This window comes from Lysobacter koreensis (assembly GCF_042677045.1).
GTDB lineage: Bacteria > Pseudomonadota > Gammaproteobacteria > Xanthomonadales > Xanthomonadaceae > Lysobacter_K > Lysobacter_K koreensis.
This window is the reverse complement of record NZ_JBHTIH010000003.1, coordinates 230,294-250,124: the sequence shown is the minus strand read 5'-3', so window position 1 is coordinate 250,124 and position 19,831 is coordinate 230,294. Positions and strand designations below refer to the sequence as shown.

Genomic DNA, 19,831 nt, shown 5'->3' with positions numbered 1-19,831 from the left:
AAGCAGATCCCGCACTGCGTTCGGGATGACGCATCGGCAAAGCCGCTCGCGCTTTCACGCGAGCGGGCCGATGCCAGGGCGGGCAGTGCCCGCCCTACTTCACCCCATGCATCAACTTCTGGATCAACGGCGCGATCAGGAACAGCAGCACGCCGGCGCCCAGCAACGACCAGAAGCCGAACGTGTAGCCGCTCAGCGCCGAGGTCGTGGTCATGCCGGTGTCGCCGCTGACGTGGCTGGCGAAGATGCCCGACAGGTTGTTGCCGATGCCGGTCGACAGGAACCAGCCGCCCATGCCCAGCCCGACCAGGCGCAGCGGCGCCAGCTTGGTGACCATCGACAGGCCGATCGGCGACAGGCACAGCTCGCCGACCGACTGGATCACATAGACCATGAACAAGGTCCAGAACGGGATCTTGTTGTCGACGCTGACCATGCTCGACAGCGCGACCATGAGCAGCAGGAACGCCAGGCCATTGAAGATCAGGCCCAGGCCGAACTTGCGCGGGATCGACGGATTGACGTTCTTGCGTGCCATCGCCACCCACACCCAGGCCAGGATCGGTGCCAGCGCGATGATCGCGATCGAGTTCACCGACTGGAACCACGCGGTCGGGAACGTCCAGCCGCCGAAGTCGCGGTTGACGATCTCGTCGGCGAGGAACGTGAACGAGCTGCCGGCCTGCTCGAAGAACATCCAGAACAGGATGTTGAACGCGAAGATGATCAGCATCGCGATCACCTTGTCGCGCGCGACCGCGCCGTTGCGGAAGCCCTCGACCAGCAGCATGCCGGCTAGGCCGATGAACAGCGCGGTCAGCACCCACTGCAGCGCCTGGGCGCCGACGGCGAGCAGGAAGTACACCAGCGGGATGGTCAGCAGCGCACCGAGCGCGACGTAGGCGACGCGGTGCTTGCCGGGCGCCTCTTCCGGCGGACGGCCGATGCCCTTGAGCTGGCGGCGACCGAACCAGAACCACACCAGGCTGACCAGCATGCCGATGCCGGCCGCGCCGAACACGACCTTGTAGGCCGGGGTGCCCTCGGTGCCGAACACCTGGCTGGCCAGCCACCCGGTCAGGACCGGCGCGATCAGCGCGCCGGCATTGATGCCCATATAGAAGATGGTGAAGCCGCTGTCACGACGCGGATCGGCGACGCTGTAGAGCTTGCCGACCATGGTCGAGATGTTCGGCTTGAACAGGCCGTTGCCGACGATGATCGTCGCCAGGCCGAGCTTGAACACGTTCGGGTCCGGCAACATGATCGCGAACAGGCCCGCGGCCATGAACACCGCGCCGAGCAGGATCGATCGCTGGTAGCCGATCACCTTGTCGGCGATGTACCCGCCGAAGATCGCGCCGGCGTAGACCAGCGCCAGGTAGGAACCGTAGGTCAGGTTGGCGTCGGCCTGGCCGGACGCGTTGCCGCCGTGGAACTGCGCGACGATGTACAGCACCAGTGCCCAGCGGATGCCGTAGAACGCGAAGCGTTCCCAGAACTCCGACATGAACAGCATCCACAGCGGTTTGGGATGGCCCATGATCTGATCGAACGGCGGCGGCGGGGTGCCGTTGCCGGACGGCAGCTCCATCGGTGGACCTGCGGGTTCCGCAGCGTTGGAAACGTTGGCGCTCATTCAAAACCCCTGTGCTATCGGCAACAAAGGGTGAAGGTGTAACCGCGACGCGGGGTTGGCGTCAAACCGCCCGGGGCCTGCTGCAGTGCAGCAAAGCGATCTGGCCGGCTTGCGCAGACAAGAGTGGCGCGCTCGACAGCGCGGATCACGGTGCCCTTCGACCCGGCCCGCGACACGCCTCGCGCGCCTGGGGCTTCACTCCGCGGGCGCGCCGTAGGCGCCACCCACGCCAATGCTGGTACGCACCTCGAACAGCTCCGGGAAGAAGGTGAGCTCCAGCGCCTGCTTGAGGAAGCCCACCCCACTGGAACCGCCGGTGCCGCGCTTGAAGCCGATGATCCGCATCACCGTGCGCATGTGCCGGAACCGCCACAGCTGGAACTGCGATTCCAGGTCGACCAGGTCCTCGCACAGGTGGTACGCGGCCCAGTGCGCGTCGGTGTCCTCGTAGATGCGCTCGAACACCGGCAGCAGCGCCGGGTCGGACACGTGCGGCTGCGACCAGTCGCGCTCGACGTGCGCTGGCGGGACCGCGTGGCCATGGCGGGCGAGATGGCGCAGCACCTCGTCGTACAGGCTCGGCGCTTCCAGCAGCGCGCGCAGCTCGGCGTGCGCCTGCGGGTCGTGCGCGAACACCTGCAGCATCGCCGCGTTCTTGTTGCCGAGCAGGAACTCGATGGTGCGGTACTGCAACGACTGGAAGCCCGAGGACGGGCCGAGGATGTCGCGGAATTCCATGTACTCCGACGGCGTCAGCGTCTCCAGCACCGACCACTGCTCGGTGAGCTGGCGCAGGATCGCCTTGCAGCGCGCGAAGATCTTCTGGCACGCGCCCAGCTCATCGGCGCGCAGCAGCGCGATCGCGGCCTTGAGCTCGTGGATCATCAGCTTCATCCACAGCTCCGAGGTCTGGTGCTGGATGATGAACAGCAGCTCGTCGTGTTGCGGCGGATTCGACAGCCGCTGCTGGGCCGACAGCAGCCGGTCCAGGCGCAGGTAGCCGGCGTAGCTCAGGCGCCCCGACAGGTCGGTGTGGATGCCGGTTTCCAGCGGGCGTTGGTTGTCTTCGATGCTCATCGGCGTGGCTGTTGCAGTGCGGCATTCAGGGTACCGCACCGGCTCGCGCCGCAGTCATGGAAACGACATGCGGGCAAAGGAGAATTCGGTCACACTCCGCCGTTGGTCGTCGGGGGACGGCCGCGATACACCCACGTGACACCTACGCGAACACCCAGGGGAAATCCATGCAAACGATGTTGCGCCGCTTGGCGCTCATGCTCTTGTTGCCCGCCGCCACCGCGTCCATCGGCCTGGGCGCCGCGCACGCGCAGGTTAGCCTGACCTCGCCCGGTTCGCCGGTCCTCCAGGACTTCGATGCGCTGCCCGCCAGCGGTTCGGCGGCCTGGACCAACAACACCACGTTGGCCGGCTGGTACCACGCGCGTACCGGTACCGGCACCACAGTCGTCGCCAACAATGGCAGCAGCAACGCCGGCAACCTGTACAGCTACGGCAGCGGCGCCGCCACCGAACGCGCGCTCGGCTCGCTGGGCTCCAGCAACGCCGCCGTCGGCCACCTGTTCTGGGGCGTGCGCCTGCAGAACAACACCGGCGCCCCGATCACCACGCTGGATGTCAGCTACACCGGCGAGCAGTGGCGCAACAGCGCCGCCGCGGCGCAGACCATCGCGTTCTCCTACCTCGTCGGCGCGCCGGCAGTGACCGGAACGCTGGCCGAGTTCCAGGCCGCGGGCACTGCGGTCCCCGCGCTCGACTTCACCAGCCTCATCACCGGCGGCACCGCCAGCGCGCTCGACGGCAACCTGCCCGCCAACCGCGCGGCGCGCAGCACCACGATCACCGGCCTCAACATCCCGGTCGGTGGCGAGATCCTGCTGCGCTGGTCCGACCCGGACCAAACTGGTGCCGACCACGGCCTGGCGATCGACGACGTGTCGATCACGGTGCCCGGCGCGCCGACCAGCAACGCCGACCTGGCGATCACGATCAGCGACAGCCCGGATCCGGTCGCGCAAGGCGGCGCCATCACCTACGCGATCGTGGCCAGCAACGCCGGCCCCGATGCCGCGACCGGTGCCACCCTGACCATCCCCGTTCCGACCGGCACCGCCTGGCAGTCGATCGCCGCGACCGGCGCGTGGGACTGCACCAGCGCCGGCAATCCGCCGGTCAACGGTCCGGGTGCCTTCACCTGCACGCTGCCGAGCTTTGCCAGCGGCGCCAGCGACACCTTCACCCTGCAGGTCCAGGTGCTGCCCACCAGCATGGGTCCGATCACCAGCACCCCGGCGATCAGCTCGTCCGCGGGCGACCCGGTGCCGGCCAACAACTCGGCGACCGCGACCACCACGGTCGACGTGCCGATCACCGCGATCCACACCCTGCAGGGCGCCGGCGCCGCGTCGCCGCTCGTCAACCAGACCGTGCGCACCCGTGGCGTCGTCACCGGCCGCAAGGGCAACGGCTTCTTCCTGCAGACGCCGGATGCCGAAATCGACGCCGACCCGGCGACCTCCGAAGGCGTGTTCGTGTTCACCAGCAGCGCGCCACCGGCGGCAGCCGCGGTCGGCAGCCTGGTCACGGTCGACGGCCGCGTGCTCGAGTTCGTGCCGAGCCAGGACCCGCTGCAGGCGCCGCTGACCGAGATTGGCTTCGTGACCTCGGTCGTTTCGCTGTCGACGGGCAACGCCCTGCCCGCGCCGATCGCGCTCACCGCCACCTACCCGGACCCGGCCGGCGCGCTCGACCAGCTCGAACCTCTCGAAGGCATGCGCGTCACCGCGCCAAGCTTCACCGTGGTCGCCCCGACCGCCGGCAACACCAACGAGGCCAACGCCAGCGGCAGCAGCAACGGCCTGCTGCACGCGGTGGTCACCGGTGTGGCGCGGCCGTTCCGCGAGCCGGGCATCCAGGCGCCGGACCCGGCCCCGGCCGGCAGCAGCATCCCGCCGATCCCGCGCTGGGACTTCAACCCGGAGCTGCTGGTCGTCGACAGCGACAGCCTCGGCGGCGCGGCGTTCCTGCTCGACCTGACCACCGGCAGCGTGATCCAGGGCCTGACCGGGCCGCTCGACTACGGCTTCCGCCGCTACACCGTGCACCGCGACCCGCTCGTCGCGATCACGGTGACGCCGGGCGCGACGCCGCGAGCGGCGCGGGCGCCGGCCGCCGACGAGTTCAGCGTCGCCGCCTACAACCTCGAGCGATTCTTCGACACCACCAACGACCCCGGCAAGGACGACGCGGTGCTCACCCCGGCCGCTTTCGAGAAGCGCCTGGGCAAGGCCTCGCTCGGTATCCGCGACTTCCTCCGCACCCCCGACATCCTCGGCGTGGTCGAAATGGAGAAGCTGCCGGTGCTGCAGACCCTCGCCGACCGCCTCAACGCCGATGCGGTCGCCGCCGGCCAGCCGGACCCGGGGTACGTCGCCTACCTCGAAGAAGGCAACGACATCGGCGGCATCGACGTCGGTTTCCTGGTCAAGACCGCCAGCGTCGCGGCCGGCATCGCCCGCGTCCAAGTCGTTGCGGTGACCCAGGTCGGCAAGGACACCACCTGGATCGAACCGGACGGCAGCAGCGCGCTGCTCAACGACCGCCCGCCGCTGCTGCTCGATGCCGTCGTCCACTACGCCGACGGCCGCGCGTTCCCGGTGACCGTGATCGTGGTCCACAACCGCTCGCTCAACGGCGCCGAGGACGACAGCGCCGGCGGCGACCGCGTGCGCCGCAAGCGCCAGCGCCAGGCCGAGTTCCTGGCCACGCTGGTCGCCGAGCGCGAAGCGAGCGCGCCGGGCACGCGTATCGTGATGCTCGGTGACTTCAACGCGTTCGCGTTCAACGACGGCTACGTCGACGCGATGAACGTGATCGCCGGCACGCCGACCGCGGACGCGCAGACCGTGGTCCCCGGCGACGGCATCGACCTGCTCGATCCCGACCTGATCAACCTCGGCGAACTGGCACCGGCGAGCGAGCGCTACTCGTTCGTGTTCGGCGGCAACGCGCAGACCCTCGACCACGTGCTGGTCAACGAGGAACTGGTGGTAATGACGCGTTCGCTCGAAAGCGACCACGCGCGCATCAACGCCGACTTCCCGGAGACCAACCGCAACGACGCCAACTCGCCGTCGCGCCTGGCCGACCACGACCCGGTGGTCGCGTACTTCGCCCCGCGCAACCGCGCCGATCTCGGCGTGACCGCGACCGCGACCGCCGCCACGGTCCGCGTCGGCGGCACCATCGGCTTCAACGCCAGCGTGACCAACCACGGCCCGGACGCCGCCGAGTTCCCCGGCATCGGCTTCGCGCTCGATGGCGCGCAGCCGACCATGGCGGTCACCGCGCCGGCCGGTTGGACCTGCGATGCCCCGCAGATCGCCGCGGGCAAGACCTCGGTCGCGTGCAATGCGTCGACCCTGGGCAACGGCGTCACCGCAGGCTTCACCGTCAGCGCGGCGGCCACGGCGGCACTGATCGGCACCACCGTCAACCTGGCGGTCGCCGGCGACGCGCAGTCGTACGACCCGGTCGCGGGCAACAACCAGGCCGGTGCCAGCGTCGGCGTGTACGCGCTCGCCGACCTGGGCGTGGTGTTGTACGGCCGTACCACGACGCTGCGCAGCGGCATGCTCGCCCGCTACCGGGTCGCGGTCGAGCACGCCGGTGGCGATGCCGCGCCGCAGGCGCGCCTGGTCCTGTCCGGCGATGCGCCGGCGGGCAACGTCGCGATCGCCGCAGCGGCCGGGTGGAGCTGCGCGGTGGCGGCGGTCGGCGCCGGCTTCGAGGCGACCTGCAGCCGCGACCCGCTCGCCGCCGGCGCCAAGCCGTGGTTCGACCTCAACGTCGTGGCACCGCCGCCGGAGAGCGACCAGCGCCTGACGGTGGTCGCCACGGTGAGCTCGCTCGCGCAGGACCCGACGCCGGGCAACAACACCTCGGTCAACGTGCTGCGCCTGATCAGATGAGCTGAAACCGCCGATGGCGTGGGATCGGAACAGCGCGGCTTCGGCCGCGCTGTTTTTTTTTGTGCACGCACGGGTTGCCGCAGCGCGCAACGTGCCTTTACCCCGCTGTGGTTATCATCGGCTCTCCGCTCGAGCCTGAGGATTTGCCCGCGATGACGGTGGCTGCGACGTTCGAAATCGAATACCTGCAATACCTCGGCGTCGACGGCAAGCCGGTCGCCGAATTGCCCGTCGCCTTCCGCGACGCCAAGGCGCTGCTGCCGCTGTTCAAGCAGATGCTGTTCGTGCGCGTGTTCGACACCAAGGCAATCGCGCTGCAGCGCACCGGCAAGCTTGGCACCTACGCCGCGTGCCTCGGGCACGAGGCGACCCACGTCGGCATCGGCGCCTCGATGCGGCCCGAGGACGTGTTCGCACCCAGCTACCGCGAGTACGGCGCGCAGTTCATGCGCGGCGTGCTGCCGCGCGAGGTGCTGCTGTACTGGGGCGGCGACGAGCGCGGCAACGATTTCTCCGGACCGAAGCACGATTACCCGTGGTGCGTGCCGATCTCGACGCAGTGCCTGATGGCCGCCGGCGCGGCGCTGTCGTTCAAGCTGCGCCAGCAGCCGCGGATCGCGGTGGCCTGCTGCGGCGACGGCGGTTCGTCGAAGACCGACTTCTACGCCGCGCTCAACTCGGCCGGTGCCTATACCTCGCCGCTGGTGCTGTGCGTGATCAACAACGGCTGGGCGATCTCGGTGCCGCGCTCGGCGCAGACCGGCGCGCAGACGCTCGCGCAGAAGGGCCTCGCCGGCGGCCTGCACTGCCTGCAGGTCGATGGCAACGACCTGATCGCGGTGATGGAAGGCATGCGCCGCGCCACCGAGCGCGCGCGCAACGGCGACGGCGGCAGCGTGATCGAGTTCATGACCTACCGCCTGCACGACCACACCACCGCCGACGACGCACGCCGCTACCGCGACGACGCGCAGGTCAAGGACGCGTGGACGCGCGACCCGATCCCGCGCCTGCGCACCTACCTCACCGCACAGGGCGTGTGGAGCGAGGCGGAAGAGCAGGCCTGGGCCGAGGAATGCGGCAACAAGGTCGACGTCGAGATCAACGCCTACCTGGAAACCCCGGTGCAGCCGGTCGAGGCGATGTTCGACTACCTCTACGCGGATATGCCGCCGGACGTGGCGGCACACCGCGCCGCGGTGCTCGCCGCGGAGGGCCGCTCGTGAACAAGGCGCAAACCATGCCCAACAACGAATCCCCCCCCGCCACCGCCGCACCCGTCGCCAGCACCCCGGTTGCTATCACGCTCATCGAGGCGATCACCCAGGCGCTGGCCTGGGAGATGCAAGACGACGACTCGGTGGTCGTGCTCGGCGAGGACGTCGGCGTCAACGGCGGCGTGTTCCGCGCCACCGCCGGCCTCTCGGCCACGTTCGGCACGCAACGCGTGCTCGACACGCCGCTGGACGAGACCACGATCGCCGGCCTGACCGTCGGCATGGCCTCGCAGGGCATGAAGCCGGTCGCCGAGGCGCAGTTCGACGGCTTCATGTACCCGATGGTCGACTTCATCGTCTGCCACGCCGCGCGCATGCGTTACCGCACGCGCGGCCGGCTGAGCTGCCCGATGGTGCTGCGCGTGCCGTGGGGCGGCGGCATCCGCGCGCCGGAGCACCACAGCGAAGCCAACGAGTCGATCTTCACCAACGTCCCCGGCCTGCGCGTGGTGATGCCGTCCTCGCCGCAGCGCGCCTACGGCCTGCTGCTGGCCGCGATCCGCGACCCCGACCCGGTGATCTTCTTCGAGCCCAAGCGCATCTACCGCCAATACAAGGAAGTGGTCGCCGACGACGGCGAGGCGCTGCCGCTGGACGTGTGCTACGTGCTGCGCGACGGCAGCGACCTGACCTTGGTGACCTGGGGTGCGCAGGTCAAGGAAACGCTGGAGGCGGCCGAGAAACTCGCGTCCGAGGGCATCAGCGCCGAAGTCATCGACGTCGCCACGCTGCGCCCGCTCGACTTCGCCACGATCGCCGAGTCGGTGTCGAAGACCGGCCGTTGCGTGATCGTGCACGAGGCGCCCAAGACCGCCGGCTTCGGTGCCGAGATCGCCGCGCGCCTGGCCGAGGAGTCGATCTACGACCTGCGCGCGCCGGTCGAGCGCGTCACCGGCTACGACACCCACATCCCGCTGTTCCGGCTGGAGATGAAGTACCTGCCCAGCGTCGAGCGGATCGTCGCCGCCGCCCGGCGCGCGGTCGCCGCGGGCTGAAGCGCATGCGTCGCGCCCGCGTCGTCGTCGCCCACCGCGCCCCGGATCGCCCGCCGATCCAGGTCGCGCGCGGCGAGACGGTGATGCTCGGCGAGCGCGACGGCGACTGGCCGCAGTTCGTCTGGACGACGGCACTCGATGTGAATGCCGCGGAGGGCCACGGCGGCTGGGTGCCGGCGGCCTTGTTCGACAACCCGTCCGGCCTGGCCATCGCACTTTCCGACTACGACACGCGCGAGCTCGACGCGGCCACCGACGAAATCCTGACCCTGCACCACGAGCTCGCGCAGTGGTGGTGGGCGCAGAACGTGCTCGGCGTGCAGGGCTGGATCCCGGCGCGGTCGCTGGAGCTGCTGGACGACACCACGGACGACGACCCGTCCGACCCGACTTCTTGAGCTAGACAAGGACCCCCGCTGCCATGAGCAACACCAAGACCTTCCTGCTTCCCGACCTGGGCGAAGGCCTGCCCGACGCCACCATCGTCGAATGGTCGGTGAAAGTCGGCGACACCATCCGCCTCGACGAGGCGCTGGTGTCGATGGAGACCGCCAAGGCCGTGGTCGAGGTGCCATCGCCGGTATCGGGCAAGGTCACCAAGCTCGGCGGCGCCGCCGGCGACATCGTCATCACCGGCGCGATGCTGGCCGAGTTCGAGCTCGACCCGTCTTTGCCGCAGCGCGCCGAAGGCCAGGACACCGGCCACCACCACGGCGGTGGGCATGCACCGGCCACGAGCCCGCCTTCCAAGAGTGTGGGCAGCCAGGATCCGGCGCCCGACGCGAAAGTCGTCGCATCCGACGAGGGCGGCGCGATCGCCAGCGGCGAAGCCGCGCCGCAGACCCGCACCGAGGTGCTGCGCGAGGACAGCGGCACCGTGGTCGGCGCGATGCAGAGCTCCGACGCGGTGCGCAGCGAGCAGGCGGTCGCGGTCGGCGGCGTCAGGGCGATGCCGGCGGTGCGCGCGCTCGCGCGCAAGCACGGCATCGATCTGTCGCTTGTGCGCGCCACCGGCGGCGATGGCGTGGTGACGATGGACGACGTCAAGCGCGCCGCTGCCGATGGCAGCGCCGCCTTGCTCCCCTCTACCCCCGGGAGAGGGGTCGGGGGTGAGGGTTCGGCGCAGGCGCGTCACTCCACGCCACACCCCGAACCCTCATCCGCCCTGCGGGCACCTTCTCCCGAGGGGAGAAGGGAAGAACAGCGCAGCACGCTGTCGCAAGCCGGCAAGCCGATGCGCACCCAGCCGCCGGGCGTGGCCGCCAGCGGCCAGCCGGAACAGCTCAAGGGCGTGCGCCGCAACATGGCGCGGGTGATGGCCGACGCCCACGCCAAGGTGGTGCCGACCACGCTCAGCGACGACGCCGACATCCATGCCTGGGCGCCGGGCAACGACATCACCGGCCGCCTGGTGCGCGCGATCGTGGCCGCCTGCAAGGCGGTGCCCGCGCTCAACGCCTGGTTCGATGGCGAGCAGCTGATGCGCACCCTGCACCCGCACGTCGACATCGGCATTGCGGTCGACACCGACGACGGCCTGTTCGTGCCGGCGCTGCGCAACGCCGACGTGCTCGACGCGCGCGGCGTGCGCGAGGCGGTCAACCGCCTGCGCATGCAGGTCGAGGACCGCAGCATCCCCGCGTCGGAACTGGCCGGCTACACGATCTCGCTGTCGAACTTCGGCATGTTCGCCGGCCGCTACGCGACCCCGGTGGTGGTGCCGCCGACGGTGGCGATCGTCGCCGCCGGCAAGGGCCGCCACCAGATGACCCCGGTGATGGGCGGCTTCGAATCGCACAAGGTGATCCCGCTGTCGCTGACCTTCGACCACCGCGCCTGCACCGGCGGCGAAGCGGCGCGCTTCCTGAAGACGATGATCGACGACCTGGCGCGCGCGAGCTGACGTGGGGCGGGCCCCGGCCCGCCGCTTGCGAATCCGCGATGCATCGATGGCGGGCCTGGGCCCGCCCTACGCCCCGAAGGAAGTCCCCTTGGGGGGACGGAGACACCACGATGGCCCACCGTAGCCGCCTGGCCGGTTTCATCATCGATTGCCAGACCGGCGATCTCGACAGCGCCGCCGCGTTCTGGAGCGCCGCACTGGGGCTGGCGGTCGCCGACCCGGACTCCGGCGGCACCGGCCAGTACGCGCAGTTCGGCGACGCGCCCGGCGGGTTGCATGTCGAGGTGCAGAAGGTCGACCATGCCTCGCGCGTGCACCTGGACATCGAGGCCGACGACGTCGACGCCGAAGCCGCGCGGCTGGAGGCGCTGGGCGCGAAGAAGATCGGCTTCGTCAAGCGCTGGTGGGTGATGGAGGCGCCCACCGGGCAACGCTTCTGCGTGGTGGCGATGAGGCACGACAACCGCCGCGAACCGCCCAACCAGTGGCCGTAACCGCGCCCGCGACGTCGGGCGGGTGTCAACCCGCCATCGCCATCTCCAAGCCGCGGTCGGCAACCATCGACCCTGCCGGCCGCGAGCCGGCGCCGGCGTATTCGCGGGGTCCGGCATGCCGGCCGGGCCAGCGACTTCACCGATTGAAATACGGCGTGTCGTCGACGACGACGCGGTTGCGACCGGCCGCCTTGGCCCGGTACAGCGCCTGGTCGGCGCGTTCGAACACCTGCTCCGGGCTGTCGCGCGAGGCGTCGCCGGCAGCGACCCCGGCCGAAACCGTCAACGGGAACGGCAGCGATGCCTCGGCCACGCGCAGGCGGATGCGGTGCGCGATTTCGACCGCGCTGGCCAAGTTCGTGCCGGGCAGCACGATCAGGAATTCCTCGCCGCCATAGCGCACCGCCAGGTCGCCCTCGCGCACCGACGCGGTGACCGCGGCGGCGACCTCGCGCAACGCGCGGTCGCCGAGCAGGTGGCCATGGCGGTCGTTGACCTGCTTGAACAGGTCGACGTCGAGCACGACCAGGCTGTATGCCTGCTGCAGTTTCTGCATCGCCTCGGGGTTGTTGCGCAGCTGCACCAGCGCGGAGCGGTTGAGCAGGCCGGTGAGCTCGTCGCGGTTGGCGGTCTGCTGCAGTTGTTCGTGCCGATGCTGCAGCTCCGCGCGCGAACGCTCGATGCGCCGCGCGAATGCCTCGCGCTCGGACAACAGCTCGCGCTGCTTGCGCGCGTAGCGACGCAGTTCGAGCAGGTGCGAGGCCTGGCGCGCGAGCAGTTCCAGCGCGTGCAGCTGCGGCGCGCCGAGCCGGCGCGGCACCACGTCCATCACGCACACCGTGCCGAGCGCGTAACCGTCGGGACTGAGCAGCGGCACGCCGGCATAGAAGCGCGGCGGCTGGCCACCGATGCGCTGGCGGTGGGCGGCGAAACCTGGGTTGGCGGCGAGATCGTCGACCACCACGGTGCTGCCCGGGTCGAGGATGGCGTGGTCGCACAGCGAGTTGAAGCGCGGCAGCTGCGGCTGGTCGAGGCCGATCTGGGCCTTGAACCACAGCCGCTCGTGGTCGATCAGCGAGATCGCCGCGGCCGGCACGTCGCACAGGGTCGCGGCCAGCCGCACGATGTCGTCGAAGGCCTGTTCCGGCGGCGTGTCGACCACGGCATAGCTGTCGAGCGCCGCCTGGCGGCGGGATTCGATCTCGGTGGACGGGTGCGGGACGCGGACGGCGGACATGGCGGGCTGCAGGCTACCTGCGACGCGCGCGCCGCCCTGTGACGGGCGCCACAACGCCCCGCGACCGCAGGCGCGGCGTAAATCAGGCCTTCAGCTTGGTGAGCCGCGCGCGCCGACAGCGTGATGTAGCGCACTGCGCGACTGTGCCGATGCTGGCGGATCCGCACGTCCGGACGGGGGATATCCACGCCACACCGGGTTGCACACAACCCGGATCGCGAACTGCGGCGGTAACAGGATCAGCGCGAGGCGGCGCTTGACGAACGGATGCTCACGCCAGGTCTTCGGCGAACTGCGCCAGCGCTTCCACCACCTCGGCCAGTTCGACGCCCGCGTGCAGGTGGCCGATCGCCTGCTCGCCCAGGTGCACCGCGCCGGCCTCGGCGTGGCGCAGTGCCGCGCCGCCTTCGAGCTTGAGACGGCCGATCAGTTGCCCGGCGGTGCGCGCCGAGTCGTGGCCGATGCTCTGCAACAGCACGCGATCGCCGGCGACGAGCTTGAAGTAGAACTGCCCGTCGGCCTCGCGGTACTGCTTGAACGCCGGCATCGCGGTCTTGGTCGCGGCCTTGCCGTCGGCGACGGCCACCCGCGACAGGTCGCGCAGCCCGACCGCCTCGCGCAGCCGCGCCAGCAGCGGCGTCGCGTGCGCGACACGCAGGCGCTGCGCGCCGTCGCGCAGGATCGCCTCGATCTCCGCCGGCTTCGCCATCAACGCTTCGTAACGCTCGCGCTGCGGCGCCAGCTCGGCATCGATGCGTTCGAACAGCGCCTGCTTGGCGTCGCCCCAGCCGATGCCCCGCTCGAACGCGGCGCGCATCGCCGCGGTTTCCGCGGGCGTGGCGAACGCCTGGTACAGCGCGAACACGTTCGAGGAATCGGCGTCCTTGGCCTCGCCCGGCGCGCGCGAGTCGGTGACGATCGAGGCGATCAGCTTCTTCAGCGTCGGCCGCGGCGCGAACAGCGGGATCGTGTTGTCGTAGCTCTTGCTCATCTTGCGGCCGTCCAGCCCGGGCAGCGTCGCCACCTGCGCCTCGATCACCGCCTCGGGCAAGGTGAAATGTTCGCCGTAGAGGTGGTTGAAACGCTGGCCGAAGTCGCGCGCCATCTCGATGTGCTGCACCTGGTCGCGGCCGACCGGCACCTTGTGCGCGTTGAACAGCAGGATGTCGGCGGCCATCAGCACCGGGTACATGAACAAGCCGGCATTGATCGCGGCGTCGTCGTCCTCGCCCTCGGCGCGGTTCTTGTCGACCGCGGCCTTGTAGGCGTGGGCGCGGTTGAGAATGCCCTTGCCGGCGACGCAGGTCAGCAGCCAGGTCAGTTCCGGGATCTCGGGGATGTCGGACTGGCGGTAGAACCAGACCTTGTCCGGCTCCAGCCCGCAGGCCAGCCAGGTCGCGGCGATCTCCAGCGTCGAGCGTTGCACGCGCGCGGGATCCTGCACCTTGATCAGCGCGTGGTAGTCGGCGAGGAAGTAGAAGCTCTCGACGCCCGGCACGTGGCTGGCGGCGACCGCCGGCCGGATCGCGCCGGCGTAGTTGCCCAGATGCGGGGTGCCGGAGGTGGTGATGCCGGTGAGGACGCGGGTGGGGCTCATCGGATCACGCTCATCGGGTCGGGCTCATCGAAGCGGGCTCATTGGGCGGGTGCTCATGGCAGGCGCGGCGGCCAGCTGAAGCGGCAGTTTACTAGCCCGCCGGCAGCGGCCCGCTCCGCAACCCCGTTCCGGGTGCTGGTGCGTTGCTAGGTGTGCCCTCCCCACGAGATCCCGCCATGTCCCGTACCTCCTTGTTCTCCCAAGCCGCCCTGCTTGCCGCCGCGTTTTGCGGCGCGGCCGCCTGCCAGCCGGCGAGCGCGCGCCCGCTGGTCGATATCGCCGTGATCGACCGCGAACACGGCCACTGGCTGGAAGAAACCGCGCACCGCGGCCAGTACTGGATCGCCGGCACTCCCGGCCACCGCTACGGCGTGCGCCTGACCAACACCAGCGGCCAGCGCGTGCTGGTGGTGCTGTCGGTCGACGGCGTCAACGCGGTCAGCGGCGAAACCGCGCATCCCGCGCAGGCCGGCTACGTGCTCGAACCGTGGCAGAGCACCCAGATCAGCGGCTGGCGCAAGTCGTACCAGGACGTCGCCCAGTTCGTGTTCACCGACCTGCCCGACAGCTACGCCGCGCGCACCGGACGCCCCGACCATGTCGGCGTGATCGGGATCGCGGTGTTCCAGGAGGCGCGGACGATCCATCACCCGTCCTACCCCACCCAGGCGCCCATCGCGAGTTCGGGCCACGAGCGCTCGGCGAACAAGGCCGCTTCGCCTCCGAGCGCGGCCGCCGAATCGCGCGCCTACGGCGAAGCCACGGCCCACGACGAGGCCGCGCAGGGGCTCGGCACCGGCCACGGCGAACGCGAGTGGTCGCCGGTGTCGCGGACTGGCTTCGTGCGCGCCTCGCGCCGGCCGGCGCAGGTCAGCGAACTGCACTACGACGACCATGCCAGCCTGGTCGCGCGCGGCGTGCTGCCGCGCCACCCCTACTACCGCGACGACGACCGCCCGCACGCGTTCCCGAACGGCTTCGTCGCCGACCCGCCACCGCGCTGGTGAGCCGCATCGCGGCGCCACCATTCAAAGGCTGATCGCGCAGGCACAAAAAAGGCCGGATCGCTCCGGCCTTTCCTGTTTGTTACTGGGTCAAGCTGAGATCAGCACTTGCCGTCCTTGCAATCCTCGGCCTTGTCTTCGACCTTCTCGCCGACCTTCTGCACGTCTTCGCCGGCACCGGCCATGGTGTTGCACGCCGTCAGGGTGGCGGTCGAGAACAGGGTCAGCAGCATCAGGGCAATCAAACGCTTCATGCATTTCTCCTCACAAAAAAAGGGCGGTGGCGAAACCAACTCACGGGGCCGCAAGTGGCTGCGACCGCGTTCGCATGAGACGTGAGCCGGCGTGAAGCCGGTGTGCAATCGGCCGCCGCGCGCCGGTTCCCGGTCAGCTCGCGTTGGCCTTGGCCGCCAAGTGGCTGTCGCGGGGCCACGGCACCGTTGCCACCAGCAAAAAGGCCGGGGCGCCCCGGCCTTTGCGCCGCAGCCGCCAGGGCCGGGTGGTCAGTTGCGGGCTTTCTGCTCGACCTTGTCGCCGAGCTTCTGCACGTCCTTGCCCAGCCCTTCCATGGTGTTGCACGCGCACAGCACTCCCAGCGAGAACAGGGCCAGCAGCGCGAGGGAGATCGTTCGCTTCATCGGAGTTTTCCTAAGGCGGTGGGGGAAGTGTTCGCGGGCTGGCCGTGCGGCTAGTCCCGCATCAGGGTGGACTTGCCGAACAGGCTTTCGACCAGGTCGACCGCGACCAGCGCGGTGGCGTTGTTCGCGTCCAGGATCGGATTGAGCTCCATGATGTCGAGCGAGCCCATGCGCCCGGTGTCGGCGATCATCTCCATCACCAGGCTCGCCTCGCGGTAGTTCGGGCCGCCCGGTACGGTGGTGCCCACGCCCGGGGCGACGCTGGGGTCGAGGAAGTCGACGTCGAAGCTCACGTGCAAGTGGGTGTTGTCGTCGATGCCGTCGAGCGCCTCTTCCATCGCCGCGCGCATGCCGACCTCGTCGATGTAGCGCATGTCGTAGACGTCCAGCCCGTACTCCTTGACCAGCCGCTTCTCGCCCTCGTCGACCGAACGGATGCCGATCTGGCGGATCACGGCCGGGTCGATCGCCGGCGCGTCGCCGCCCAGGTGGGTCAGCTCGCGCGGGCCCATGCCGCACAGGCAGGCCACCGGCATGCCGTGGACGTTGCCCGAGGGCGTGACCTCGTGGGTGTTGAAGTCGGCGTGCGCGTCCAGCCAGAGCACGCGCAGCTGCTTGCCGGCATCGCGGCAGTGGCGGGCGACGGCGGTGATCGAGCCCAGCCCCAGGCAGTGGTCGCCGCCGAGCAGGATCGGCATGCGCCCGGCGCGCAGTTCCGCGCCCACCGCTTCCATCGCCAGGCGGTTCCACTCCACCACCTCGGCCAGGTGGCGGTAGCCATCGACCGGCGCCAGCCACGGGTTGCGCGGGCCGTCGAGGTTGCCGCGGTCGACCACGTCGATCCCGCGCGCGACCAGCGCCTCGCCAAGTCCGGCGATGCGCAAGGCCTCGGGACCTAGGCGCGCGCCGCGGTCGCCGGCGCCGATGTCGGTCGGCGCGCCGATGATCGAAACCGGCGGATAGCGTCGGCTCATTTGGCTCTCCTGAAATGCCCAAGGTCAGTCACGGCATGGCCCGTTGACAGCACCGGCCGGTGCGTGGCGGTTGGATCGTTCGCGTCGCGGTTCGACGGCCGCGGGGTTCACGTGGTGCCGGCTGTCAGAATCGAACTGACGACCTACTGATTACAAATCAGTTGCTCTACCAACTGAGCTAAGCCGGCGTGGGAAGGCCATTCTAGCTTGCGACCACGGCACCGGCGGCGAACGCACGCCCGGCCGCGCGTCAGGGCACGCCGGCGCAGTCCCGGTCGAGCCGCTGCGGGGCGCTGGCGATGGCCTGCGCGCGCTGGGCATCGAAGCCTTCGGCGGCGGTGACGTCGAGCCAGGTGATCGCCGCGCCGCCGCCGATCGGTTCGGCACGCGCCGCGAACCCGCCCGCGACCAGGGTCGCGGCGCGCGCGCGCGCGGCGGACTCGCCGCGGTAGCGGCCCAGCGCGATCGAGTGCGCCTCGGGGCCGTCGCGGACCACGAAGTAGTCGCTGAAGCCGGCCGCGGCGATGCGCTGCGCGCTGGCGTCGGCCTGGGCGCGATCGGGCGCCGGCGGCAGCAGCACCCGCCAGCCGCGCGCCGGGGTGGCGCGTCGCGTGCGCACGTCGATGCGCAGGGTCAGCGGCTGCAGCCGCGCCTGCGCGGCGACCGCGGCCTGGTCGTTGTCGTAGGGCCCGAAGCTGTGGCATTGCGGGCGCGCCGCCGGTAGCGCCGCAGCCGTCTGGGGCGCGCTGCCACCCGTGGGCGGCAGCGGCATTGCGGTGGTTGCCACCCCGCCCGGCGCTTCGCCGGGCAACTGCAGGCGGGCCACGCCCAGCGCCGGCTCGGGAACCTCGGGCGGCGGCATGGGCGCACGCGCCAGCCACCACGCGGCGACGCCGAGGTTGAGCACCAGCAATAGGACGATCAGCGCGCGCGCGAACATGCCGCGATTCTATGTCGCCGTTTCCACCGCGGCCCAGATCGCCAGCCCCTCAAGCACCAACGATGGGACGAGCGTCGCGTTCGGGACGCGGTCGAGCAACACCGGCGCACCGCCCCCGTGCAACAGCAACCGCGGCGCGTGGCCGAGTTGAACGCGCGCGGCCTCGCGACTGTCCGCGATCAGCGCCAGCGCGGCGCCGTCGCAGCCCGACGCGAGCGCATCGACGGTGTCGGCCGCGAACGCGTGGTACTGACCGCCGGTCTCGGGCAACTGCGGCGCGCGCGCGTGCAGGGCCTCGCGCATCAGCATCGGCGACGGCGCGACGCGGCCGCCGTGGTGGCGGCCGTCGGCGTCGAGCAGGTCCAGCGTCAGCGCGGTGCCGACCCCGCACACCAGCGCCGCGTCCGCGCCGCGCGCGTGCACCGCCAGCAGGGCCAGGAACCGGTCGACGCCGAGTCTGTTCGGCTGCGCGTAGGCGATGCGCACGCCGCCGAACGCGGCCTGGGTGCGCGCGATCGAGATCCGCGTGCAGCGCGCGGCCAGGGCCTGCAGCACCGCGACGCGCAACGGCTCGTTGGCGACGCTGGCCAGGTAGGCGACCTCGATGCGCGCGGGCAGCGCGCGTGCCAGCGCCGCGGCGACGTCCGCATCGCGATGCGCGAGCGCGAGCACCTCGCCGGGACGGCCGTCGGGGCCCAGTGGCGCGCACTTGAGCCGGGTGTTGCCCAGGTCGAACAACCACGCCGTCATGCCGATCCCGCTTCGCGTCGCACGCTGACTTCTCCGGAATGGAAACTGTGCTGGCTGCCATCATCGAGTTGCACCCGCAGCGCGCCGTCGCCGTCCAGGCCCAGTGCGACCCCGTGGTGCGATGCCACCGCGCCGTGCACGGTCACGCGCTCGCGCGCGAGTGCGTCGAGCGCCGCGTAACGCGGCAGGAACGGCGCCAGGCCCGCGGCGTCGAATTCCTGCAATGCCGGCAGCAATTGCGCCAGCACCGCCGCGGCCAGCGCGTTGCGATCGGGCGCCACACCGGTCGGCGCCAGCATCGCCAGGTCGCTCCACGGCTGTCCGATCTGCGCCGCGGCCGCCGCCGGCATGCGCACGTTGAGGCCCAGGCCGAGCACCGCGCGCACCGGCCCGGCATGCTCGCCGCCGCCTTCGACCAGCAGCCCGCCGAGCTTGCGCAGGCCGTCGGGCGCGGCGACCACCAGGTCGTTCGGCCACTTCAGCCGCACCTGCGTATAGCCCAGGCCATGCAGGGCCTGCGCCACGCCAATGCCGGCGACCAGGCTCAGGCCGCCCAGCCGCGCCAGGCCGCCGCCGAACGTGCGCGACAGCGACAGGTACAGGTGCGCGGCCAGCGGCGAACGCCATTCGCGCCCACGGCGGCCGCGGCCGCCGGTCTGGCGCTCGGCCAGCAGCACCTGCGCGCCATGGACGGGAGGGCTTTGGCGCAGCAGTTCGCTGTTGGTCGAATCGATCGACCAGACGACGTCCAGCGCGGCCAGCAACGCGCGCGATGCCGCCGGCAACGCGCGCACGATCGCCTCGCCGTCGAGCAGCTGCAGCGGTTGCGCCAGCGTGTAACCGCGCCCGGCCTTGGCCTCGATCGGCACGCCGGCCTCGCGCAGCGCCTCGATCCGCTTCCAGATCGCGGCGCGGGTCTGGCCGGCGTCGCGCGCGAGCGCGTCCCCCGATGCCGGGCCGGCAATGAGCCGTTGCAGCAGGGCGCGGTCGTCCATCAATCCCAGTGTCCGCAAGGGCGCCGGCACGGCACCGCCACCGCGCCGCACCGCAGCCAAGGCATGCCCGCCAAGCCAGCGGACCCTGCGGGCAGGTTCGGGATCAAGCAGATGAATGCGGGCGACATGCGCAGATTATGCGTGAGCGCTGTCGCGGCGACGGCCGGCCCGGGCGTGCTTGGCGACCGCCGCAGCGCGCCTGTTGCGTTGGTTGTCGACAGGATCGGCGCTGTCCGCCGAACAAATAGCCAAAAGCTGCAACCCTCGCGCCCGCGGGCGCATCCATACCCAGGCATCCGACGATAAATTCCCCGGCTGGCCGGCTCCCGCACCTGATGTTGCGATGCAGTATCGAATGCGCCGGACGGTACAACCGGGGTCACATTTCCGCGCTATAGTC

At 70.6% G+C, this 19,831-nt stretch carries 17 protein-coding genes and 1 tRNA gene; 7 read left to right on the top strand and 11 right to left on the bottom strand.

Annotated features, from left to right (window positions below; genetic code table 11):
* Positions 1-94: 94 nt before the first annotated feature.
* Complete coding sequence (locus ACFQZQ_RS06515; protein WP_386811956.1) at positions 95-1,594, bottom strand: peptide MFS transporter; 1,500 nt, start codon at positions 1,592-1,594, stop codon at positions 95-97.
* 240 nt (positions 1,595-1,834) lie between these two features.
* Entirely contained in the window at positions 1,835-2,716 is an 882-nt protein-coding gene (locus ACFQZQ_RS06510; protein WP_386811955.1) for a tryptophan 2,3-dioxygenase, read from the bottom strand.
* 167 nt (positions 2,717-2,883) lie between these two features.
* Between ACFQZQ_RS06510 and ACFQZQ_RS06505 the strand changes: the two genes are divergently transcribed.
* From ACFQZQ_RS06505 to ACFQZQ_RS06480, 6 genes are all read left to right on the top strand, one after another.
* Positions 2,884-6,627 carry a nuclease gene (locus tag ACFQZQ_RS06505; protein ID WP_386811954.1) on the top strand — a complete coding sequence of 1,248 codons (3,744 nt, stop codon included), beginning with the start codon at positions 2,884-2,886 and terminating at the stop codon, positions 6,625-6,627.
* A gap of 152 nt (positions 6,628-6,779) precedes the next feature.
* Entirely contained in the window at positions 6,780-7,853 is a 1,074-nt protein-coding gene (pdhA, locus tag ACFQZQ_RS06500; RefSeq protein ID WP_386811953.1) for a pyruvate dehydrogenase (acetyl-transferring) E1 component subunit alpha, read from the top strand.
* A gap of 14 nt (positions 7,854-7,867) precedes the next feature.
* Entirely contained in the window at positions 7,868-8,899 is a 1,032-nt protein-coding gene (locus ACFQZQ_RS06495; RefSeq protein ID WP_386812553.1) for an alpha-ketoacid dehydrogenase subunit beta, read from the top strand.
* Positions 8,900-8,904: 5 nt separating this feature from the next.
* Positions 8,905-9,297, top strand: a complete 393-nt coding sequence (locus tag ACFQZQ_RS06490; protein ID WP_386811952.1) for a peptide-binding protein — start codon at positions 8,905-8,907, stop codon at positions 9,295-9,297.
* A gap of 23 nt (positions 9,298-9,320) precedes the next feature.
* On the top strand, positions 9,321-10,802 hold the full coding sequence (locus ACFQZQ_RS06485; RefSeq protein ID WP_386811951.1) for a dihydrolipoamide acetyltransferase family protein: 1,482 nt from the start codon (positions 9,321-9,323) through the stop codon (positions 10,800-10,802).
* 110 nt (positions 10,803-10,912) lie between these two features.
* The gene (locus tag ACFQZQ_RS06480; RefSeq protein ID WP_386811950.1) at positions 10,913-11,296 is read left to right on the top strand and encodes a VOC family protein; all 384 of its coding nucleotides are present in this window, start codon (positions 10,913-10,915) and stop codon (positions 11,294-11,296) included.
* Between the two features lie 136 nt (positions 11,297-11,432).
* Here the strand turns inward: ACFQZQ_RS06480 and ACFQZQ_RS06475 are convergent, their stop codons facing one another.
* Both ACFQZQ_RS06475 and ACFQZQ_RS06470 read right to left on the bottom strand, forming a co-directional pair.
* Positions 11,433-12,533: a GGDEF domain-containing protein gene (locus ACFQZQ_RS06475; RefSeq protein ID WP_386811949.1), complete on the bottom strand. Its 1,101-nt coding sequence runs from the start codon at positions 12,531-12,533 to the stop codon at positions 11,433-11,435.
* Between the two features lie 271 nt (positions 12,534-12,804).
* Positions 12,805-14,130, bottom strand: coding sequence for a tryptophan--tRNA ligase (locus ACFQZQ_RS06470; protein WP_386811948.1), 1,326 nt, complete (start codon positions 14,128-14,130; stop codon positions 12,805-12,807).
* A gap of 176 nt (positions 14,131-14,306) precedes the next feature.
* Between ACFQZQ_RS06470 and ACFQZQ_RS06465 the strand changes: the two genes are divergently transcribed.
* Positions 14,307-15,137, top strand: a complete 831-nt coding sequence (locus ACFQZQ_RS06465; RefSeq protein ID WP_386811947.1) for a hypothetical protein — start codon at positions 14,307-14,309, stop codon at positions 15,135-15,137.
* 98 nt (positions 15,138-15,235) lie between these two features.
* Here ACFQZQ_RS06465 and ACFQZQ_RS06460 read toward each other — a convergent pair whose 3' ends face one another.
* From ACFQZQ_RS06460 to birA, 7 genes are all read right to left on the bottom strand, one after another.
* A complete protein-coding gene (locus ACFQZQ_RS06460; protein WP_386811946.1) occupies positions 15,236-15,388 on the bottom strand; it encodes an entericidin A/B family lipoprotein in 153 nt (50 codons plus the stop codon).
* 249 nt (positions 15,389-15,637) lie between these two features.
* A complete protein-coding gene (locus tag ACFQZQ_RS06455) occupies positions 15,638-15,772 on the bottom strand; it encodes an entericidin A/B family lipoprotein (RefSeq protein ID WP_386811945.1) in 135 nt (44 codons plus the stop codon).
* 50 nt (positions 15,773-15,822) lie between these two features.
* Positions 15,823-16,746 (bottom strand): arginase, encoded by a 924-nt coding sequence (rocF, locus tag ACFQZQ_RS06450; RefSeq protein ID WP_386811944.1) that lies wholly within the window; start codon positions 16,744-16,746, stop codon positions 15,823-15,825.
* 112 nt (positions 16,747-16,858) lie between these two features.
* Positions 16,859-16,934, bottom strand: a tRNA-Thr gene (locus ACFQZQ_RS06445).
* Between the two features lie 62 nt (positions 16,935-16,996).
* The gene (locus ACFQZQ_RS06440; RefSeq protein WP_386811943.1) at positions 16,997-17,686 is read right to left on the bottom strand and encodes an SPOR domain-containing protein; all 690 of its coding nucleotides are present in this window, start codon (positions 17,684-17,686) and stop codon (positions 16,997-16,999) included.
* Positions 17,687-17,695: 9 nt separating this feature from the next.
* Complete coding sequence (locus tag ACFQZQ_RS06435; protein WP_386811942.1) at positions 17,696-18,436, bottom strand: type III pantothenate kinase; 741 nt, start codon at positions 18,434-18,436, stop codon at positions 17,696-17,698.
* Positions 18,433-19,431 carry a bifunctional biotin--[acetyl-CoA-carboxylase] ligase/biotin operon repressor BirA gene (gene birA / locus ACFQZQ_RS06430; protein WP_386811941.1) on the bottom strand — a complete coding sequence of 333 codons (999 nt, stop codon included), beginning with the start codon at positions 19,429-19,431 and terminating at the stop codon, positions 18,433-18,435. The genes ACFQZQ_RS06435 and birA overlap by 4 nt, the downstream gene beginning before the upstream one ends.
* Between the last annotated feature and the right edge of the window lie 400 nt (positions 19,432-19,831).

What these genes read in the sequence shown, in the direction of transcription:
- ACFQZQ_RS06470 (WP_386811948.1), bottom strand. Translation starts at nt 14,130, where the DNA reads ATGAGCCCCACCCGCGTCCTCACCGGCATCACCACCTCCGGCACCCCG.
- ACFQZQ_RS06455 (WP_386811945.1), bottom strand. Translation starts at nt 15,772, where the DNA reads ATGAAGCGAACGATCTCCCTCGCGCTGCTGGCCCTGTTCTCGCTGGGA.
- ACFQZQ_RS06490 (WP_386811952.1), top strand. Translation starts at nt 8,905, where the DNA reads ATGCGTCGCGCCCGCGTCGTCGTCGCCCACCGCGCCCCGGATCGCCCG.
- ACFQZQ_RS06460 (WP_386811946.1), bottom strand. Translation starts at nt 15,388, where the DNA reads ATGAAGCGTTTGATTGCCCTGATGCTGCTGACCCTGTTCTCGACCGCC.
- ACFQZQ_RS06440 (WP_386811943.1), bottom strand. Translation starts at nt 17,686, where the DNA reads ATGTTCGCGCGCGCGCTGATCGTCCTATTGCTGGTGCTCAACCTCGGC.
- ACFQZQ_RS06505 (WP_386811954.1), top strand. Translation starts at nt 2,884, where the DNA reads ATGCAAACGATGTTGCGCCGCTTGGCGCTCATGCTCTTGTTGCCCGCC.
- pdhA (WP_386811953.1), top strand. Translation starts at nt 6,780, where the DNA reads ATGACGGTGGCTGCGACGTTCGAAATCGAATACCTGCAATACCTCGGC.
- ACFQZQ_RS06515 (WP_386811956.1), bottom strand. Translation starts at nt 1,594, where the DNA reads ATGGAGCTGCCGTCCGGCAACGGCACCCCGCCGCCGCCGTTCGATCAG.
- rocF (WP_386811944.1), bottom strand. Translation starts at nt 16,746, where the DNA reads ATGAGCCGACGCTATCCGCCGGTTTCGATCATCGGCGCGCCGACCGAC.
- ACFQZQ_RS06510 (WP_386811955.1), bottom strand. Translation starts at nt 2,716, where the DNA reads ATGAGCATCGAAGACAACCAACGCCCGCTGGAAACCGGCATCCACACC.
- ACFQZQ_RS06495 (WP_386812553.1), top strand. Translation starts at nt 7,868, where the DNA reads ATGCCCAACAACGAATCCCCCCCCGCCACCGCCGCACCCGTCGCCAGC.
- ACFQZQ_RS06465 (WP_386811947.1), top strand. Translation starts at nt 14,307, where the DNA reads ATGTCCCGTACCTCCTTGTTCTCCCAAGCCGCCCTGCTTGCCGCCGCG.
- ACFQZQ_RS06485 (WP_386811951.1), top strand. Translation starts at nt 9,321, where the DNA reads ATGAGCAACACCAAGACCTTCCTGCTTCCCGACCTGGGCGAAGGCCTG.
- ACFQZQ_RS06475 (WP_386811949.1), bottom strand. Translation starts at nt 12,533, where the DNA reads ATGTCCGCCGTCCGCGTCCCGCACCCGTCCACCGAGATCGAATCCCGC.
- ACFQZQ_RS06435 (WP_386811942.1), bottom strand. Translation starts at nt 18,436, where the DNA reads ATGACGGCGTGGTTGTTCGACCTGGGCAACACCCGGCTCAAGTGCGCG.
- ACFQZQ_RS06480 (WP_386811950.1), top strand. Translation starts at nt 10,913, where the DNA reads ATGGCCCACCGTAGCCGCCTGGCCGGTTTCATCATCGATTGCCAGACC.
- birA (WP_386811941.1), bottom strand. Translation starts at nt 19,431, where the DNA reads ATGGACGACCGCGCCCTGCTGCAACGGCTCATTGCCGGCCCGGCATCG.